Below are 5,122 nucleotides of genomic sequence, written 5' to 3'. Positions count from 1 at the left end.
CGTTGTAACCTTCTCTCCGCTATTTACAATTACGAACTATCATTATCAGCTTAAAATTTCTTGTTGTGACAATAATTTAAATACTTATCTATTTTGCAAGAGGTCTAGTATAGACTTTGAAACCCTTGTTATCGTAATTTTCGTGCTCGTAGATGATTGGTATCAATTAGAAGGAAAAACCTTAAGAGAAAATTTGCCTGGAGCCAAACCAATGATGAGTGATAGTGAAATTCTAACTCTGGCATTGATTATGGACTATATATAGAAAACCTTAGATCAAATCCACATCCGCCATGATTTCCACCAAAGCAGGGCCATCATAAGCCAAAGCTTGTTGCATCGCGAAATCCAACTCTGATTTATCCCGCACTTGAATCCCAAATCCACCACAATTTTCCGCAAATTTAGCAAAATTCGGATTATGCAAAGAAGTCTGCCAAACATCCCATTCCCCAGCTCTTTGCTCCTTAGAAATTTTGCCTAATTCACAATTATTCAGCAAAATATGAGTAATATTCATCTGATACTTCACTGCTGTGGTAAATTCAGCCAAATACTGTCCTAAACCGCCATCTCCTGAGACTGAAACTATAGGTCTTTCGTGACCAACTGCCGCCCAAGCACCGATCGCGCCAGGAAAGGCAAAACCAATCGAACCGAGATAACCTGACATCAAAACAGATTGGGCTTCGCATTCAAAATAACGACCAAAAGAATAGGTGTTATTGCCCACATCCACCGAAATCACAGCATTATCGGGAACCTGCCTGGTCATAGCAGCAAAAATCGCAGCCGAGTTTACACCATTACCTCGATTATCCTGTTCTCGTTTAATTTTTTCATCCCGCCAAATTTGCCACCGTTCAGCAATTTCTGGTTTTTGATCAATTGTCTTTACTTGACCTTCCAGATTTTCTTTAAACTGTTCGACAACAATGGAAATTTCGCCCCAGACAGGAACGGTCACAGGATGAAATTTGCCTAGAGCCAGAGGATCAAAATCCACTTGAATAATCGGTTTGCCAGGATAGATGCCCGTATGGTTAGAGAAAGATGCGCCGAAAACCAGCAACAGATCTGCTTCATTCATAAACCAACTCGCGATCGGGGTGCCGCTACGTCCGAGAACTCCACAACCTAGAGGATGGTGATCCGAGATTTGCCCCTTAGCCTTAAATGTTGTCAATACAGGAGCATTCAAGGTTGCTGCCAGCTCAGTAATCTCTGCCATACTAAAGCGCGCTCCATGTCCGACAATGATTACGGGACGCTGAGATTTTTTCAAGAGATCCAAGGCTTGAGCTAAAGACTCGGGTGGTGGTGCAATTTGCAGAGGAGTAATGCGTCCTTGGGGACTAGAAGTTGTAACCTCTGCTCCCGCAGGAATAGTTTGGACTTCATCAGGAAAAATGAGATGAGAAACATCCCTTTGTAATAAAGCATTTTTAATCGCGAGACTCATTAATTCGGCGTGATTGCTATTTGTCAGAGCAGTATGGCTCCAAGAGGCCACACCACTAAAAGCGGCAGAGAGATCACATTCCTGGAAATTTCCGCGACCCAAAACTTGGGTACTAACTTGCCCAGTAAGAGCTAGAATTGGTGCACGATCTACCTTGGCATCCCACATCCCCGTTAAGAGATTAGTTGCTCCTGGCCCCGCGATCGTCAGACAAGCGGCAGGACGACCAGTTAATTTTCCATAGGCCGAAGCTGCAAAAGCCCCCGCACCTTCATGGCGAATCCCAATAAAAGTCAGATTACCTTGAATTTCTTGTCTTCTGAGGGCATCAGCCAAACCCAGATTGGAATGTCCCACCATGCCAAAAACACAATTGACACCCCAGTTGATCATGGTTTCTGCCATGACATCAGTAACTGTCCTAATATGCGGTTCTTCTGCCACTAAGCCCACATAAATTCCCTCGTCTTTGACTTCTACTGGAAAAGTTTCGAGGGCATCATCCACTTCCAAATCCCCTGGAGGTCTTCCTGTATGGGGACAATAATCCCAACCATGCCAAGGACAGCGTAAATAACCATTCTCAATTGAACCCTCTCCCAAAGGCCCGCCTTGATGAGGACAGCGATTATCCAAAGCGCCATACTTACCCTGATAATGGGTCATGGCAATGCTCTTATGACCTGCGGTTACAGTTTTGACCCGACCCTCTGGTAGTTCATCGGGGTCTAGAACCTTATACCATTGATATTTAGTGTTTTCCATTCCCCTGACTCCTTTTTCTCAAAACTTTTGACTCTTGACTCTTGACTCTTGACTTCCGCGTAGCGGCACTAAACTTTATGTTCGGGATTTTTAAAATTAGTTTTACAACCAGCATCCCAAACATCAGGTTGATTACCATGGGCAGGAATTCCCCCATTGTCTTTTAGCATTCTGGCCATATGCAGACAATTCCACGCCAAAAAAGTAGTATTTCTATTGGTAAAATCATTTTCCGGGCCACCAGAACCAGGATCTAGATAGGAAGGGCCAGGGCCAACTTCCCCCAACCAGCCCGCATCTGCTTGCGGTGGAATAGTATAGCCAATATGGGAAAGAGAAAACAGAATATTCATCGCACAATGTTTAATGCCATCTTCGTTACCGGTGATGAGGGTTGCGCCAACTTTGTCATAGTCACGATATTGCCCTTTTTGATTCAAAAGATGGGTGTAACCATACATTCTTTCCAGCACACGATTACAGACAGAGCTTTTTTCTCCCAGCCACACAGAAGTACACAACACCAAAATATCAGTAGCATCAATTTCTTTTTGAATCATCGGCCAGTCATCCTTATCCCATTCATCGGTTTCGGACATGTCTAAGCCCAGTCCTGCGGGGATTTCATAATCTACGGGTCGAATGACTTTGGTTTCGACGCCATTGGCTTCAAAAATATTCTTAGCAATATTAATTACGCCTCTGGTGTGAGAGAGAATCGGAGTCCGATTGAGAGTGCAGTTGAGGAAGAGTGCTTTGAGATCATTATATTTTGCAGGCGTATCTTGGCACTGATGCTCCGTTATTTTTTTGAGTTGTTCCGACATAATTCCAATATTTAGAGATAATTATTGAGGATAATTGTATTTGCCTAGAGATTATCGGTTCTAAGGAATTTAATTACATTTATCTGAGAGCAAACAATAAACTAAATAAGAATTCTCTGAAATTATCTGCAAATTCCTTGAGAGACCAATGCTTCTTGTTAGTAGATAAGAAAATAGCGATCGCAAAGTGTCAGTTTCGAGATCGCCTCTCGCCTCCCATAGCGACTGTCGGTTCGCTCATTTTTCTGAGGCATTCATAATTATTATGATTACAATGGCGAAAAGTCTTGCAGCATAAGGTCTTCAGGGTGATAGTGGGAATTAAGCTAGGGAATGCGATCGCGAACACAAAAGCTTTTAACTCCTGATTACTCCGTTATTTTCGCGTTGCTTCGCACTCGCGCAGCGAGACCGCGGAAATATTTTAATGCGATCGCTGGAATGATCCTTCATTATCCAATCAAACGGCTATAAGTCATGCACAGATAGATTTTGGCTCCATTAAATAGCAATTTAATTGGTAATTCAATTTAAAAATAAGCGAACGGTGAGTAGCGAGATCACTTTTCTCTTTTGCGGAGGCAATATTACTAGTTTATCTCGCGATAATTGCCGTCAATATTCAACACTGGGATAAACTATTTTGATATCTTGATTTTGCCAATGTTGGTCTGCATTGATACGACGGTTTTTTTCGTCTTCATTCCATTGAAGTTTTGTGTTTCCCATCTTACCATTGTAAAACAAGTACAATTTATCATCTGTAATTTTATAGGTCATCGGATCTATCGGAAAAGCCTTGCCTTCTGAAATAGCTACGGCACAAAAACCTCCATACTGGGGTATGTAACGAGCTGGTTCTGCTTCAAACTTGGCTTTGTTTTCTGCACTGGAGAAATAGTAGATATCACCTTCGTAAGTTGAGCTTATATTGGTATTGCCAGAGGTAGGTTGACCATCAAAGTAGGAAATCGGGTCATATCCTTGTAAGGCAACCCCTTGCTCATTAAGGTTTGTTAATGTCATGTGTTCTCTCCGATAAATGAATTATATTCCTTGTGGATAACTTACATTCCTTATGATGAGGAATCACAACCTATAGAACAAGATGATTCTGACTATAGAACTAATAGTTATTTCCTATAGTAAGCTGAGCTCATTTAATGGATATATTCCAAATTCACTGTTTTCTCACATTAGTAGAAACCGGTAATTTTTCTAAGGCTGCCGAGCAATTGTTTATCTCTCAGCCTTCACTTTCAGCGAGGATCAAAAAGCTAGAGCGAGAATTAGGAATAGTATTATTTGAACGTGGTGGTCGACAAACAGTACTAACTCCAGCAGGTCAATTTTTCCTGACTAAAGCACAAAGATTTATTGAAGATTATCAATCCATAAAAATTGATTTAGAAAGGTTTAAGCAGCAACCAATTCTGAGAATAGGAACATTACGGACTATTCGCAGCTTTAATCTGGCACAATTAATTGCTAAATTCCGCCAGAAATACCCTGATGTGACTCTCAAACTTTATAGTGGTTACTTAGAAGATTTAGAGAATTGGCTGGCAACAGGTGTAATTGATTTAGCCTTGACTTGGGTACAGAATACTAATCAGTCTGAAACTTCGTTATTTCTTTTCCAACAAGAGCTTCAGCTAGTTGTTCATCCTAATCATGTTTTGGCTCAAAGAAATAGTATTCAGATGATTGACTTACAACAACAACATTATATCGAGCGTTCTAATTGTGAATTTAAGCGTTCTTGTGTCACTATTTTTGAATCACTTGGGGTCGAACCTCTGTTAGTCTACTCTGCCAATGACGAAGAATTGGTTATCCTACTCGTCCAAGCAAATTTGGGAGTGAGTATTATGCCTTTTTGGAAGAATGTCAAAAAGTTGATCTATCTTCAGCAATTCCAAATTCGAAAGTAACAGGGGATACAGAACTAGGCTTACGGTAGCGCAGCAAGATAGAAAAAAGTCAGAAATCAAGAGTGAGCTAATTTATGGAAGTCAAAGCGCTTAGTTTCACAGTGCTTTTAGGATATATAGAGACAGTCATCGAG

The 5,122-nt window shown here is 41.2% G+C and carries 4 protein-coding genes and 1 pseudogene; 2 read left to right on the top strand and 3 right to left on the bottom strand.

All coding sequences use genetic code 11. The annotated features are described in order from the left end of the window. Positions 1-265 (top strand): annotated as a pseudogene (locus XEN7305_RS29610) (hypothetical protein); the annotation flags it as partial. Between the two features lie 6 nt (positions 266-271). Here the strand turns inward: XEN7305_RS29610 and XEN7305_RS00440 are convergent. The 3 genes from XEN7305_RS00440 to XEN7305_RS00430 all read right to left on the bottom strand — a co-directional run bounded on the left by XEN7305_RS00440 (position 272) and on the right by XEN7305_RS00430 (position 4,080). Next, positions 272-2,227, bottom strand: coding sequence for a thiamine pyrophosphate-binding protein (locus XEN7305_RS00440; protein WP_006507321.1), 1,956 nt, complete (start codon positions 2,225-2,227; stop codon positions 272-274). A gap of 68 nt (positions 2,228-2,295) precedes the next feature. Next, on the bottom strand, positions 2,296-3,054 hold the full coding sequence (locus XEN7305_RS00435) for a flavodoxin family protein (protein WP_006507320.1): 759 nt from the start codon (positions 3,052-3,054) through the stop codon (positions 2,296-2,298). A gap of 615 nt (positions 3,055-3,669) precedes the next feature. Next, the gene (locus tag XEN7305_RS00430; RefSeq protein WP_006507319.1) at positions 3,670-4,080 is read right to left on the bottom strand and encodes a YHS domain-containing (seleno)protein; all 411 of its coding nucleotides are present in this window, start codon (positions 4,078-4,080) and stop codon (positions 3,670-3,672) included. A gap of 137 nt (positions 4,081-4,217) precedes the next feature. Between XEN7305_RS00430 and XEN7305_RS00425 the strand changes: the two genes are divergently transcribed. Beyond that, positions 4,218-4,988, top strand: a complete 771-nt coding sequence (locus XEN7305_RS00425; RefSeq protein WP_006507318.1) for a LysR family transcriptional regulator — start codon at positions 4,218-4,220, stop codon at positions 4,986-4,988. The last annotated feature ends 134 nt before the right edge of the window (positions 4,989-5,122 follow it).

The sequence above is a fragment of the Xenococcus sp. PCC 7305 genome (genome assembly GCF_000332055.1).
Lineage (GTDB): Bacteria > Cyanobacteriota > Cyanobacteriia > Cyanobacteriales > Xenococcaceae > Xenococcus.
The sequence above is the reverse complement of the archived record's forward strand: the minus strand, read 5'-3'. Positions and strand labels throughout refer to the sequence as shown.

Excerpts from the sequence above, each read along its gene's own strand:
- XEN7305_RS00430 (WP_006507319.1), bottom strand. The coding sequence starts at position 4,080 with ATGACATTAACAAACCTTAATGAGCAAGGGGTTGCCTTACAAGGATAT.
- XEN7305_RS00440 (WP_006507321.1), bottom strand. The coding sequence starts at position 2,227 with ATGGAAAACACTAAATATCAATGGTATAAGGTTCTAGACCCCGATGAA.
- XEN7305_RS00435 (WP_006507320.1), bottom strand. The coding sequence starts at position 3,054 with ATGTCGGAACAACTCAAAAAAATAACGGAGCATCAGTGCCAAGATACG.
- XEN7305_RS00425 (WP_006507318.1), top strand. The coding sequence starts at position 4,218 with ATGGATATATTCCAAATTCACTGTTTTCTCACATTAGTAGAAACCGGT.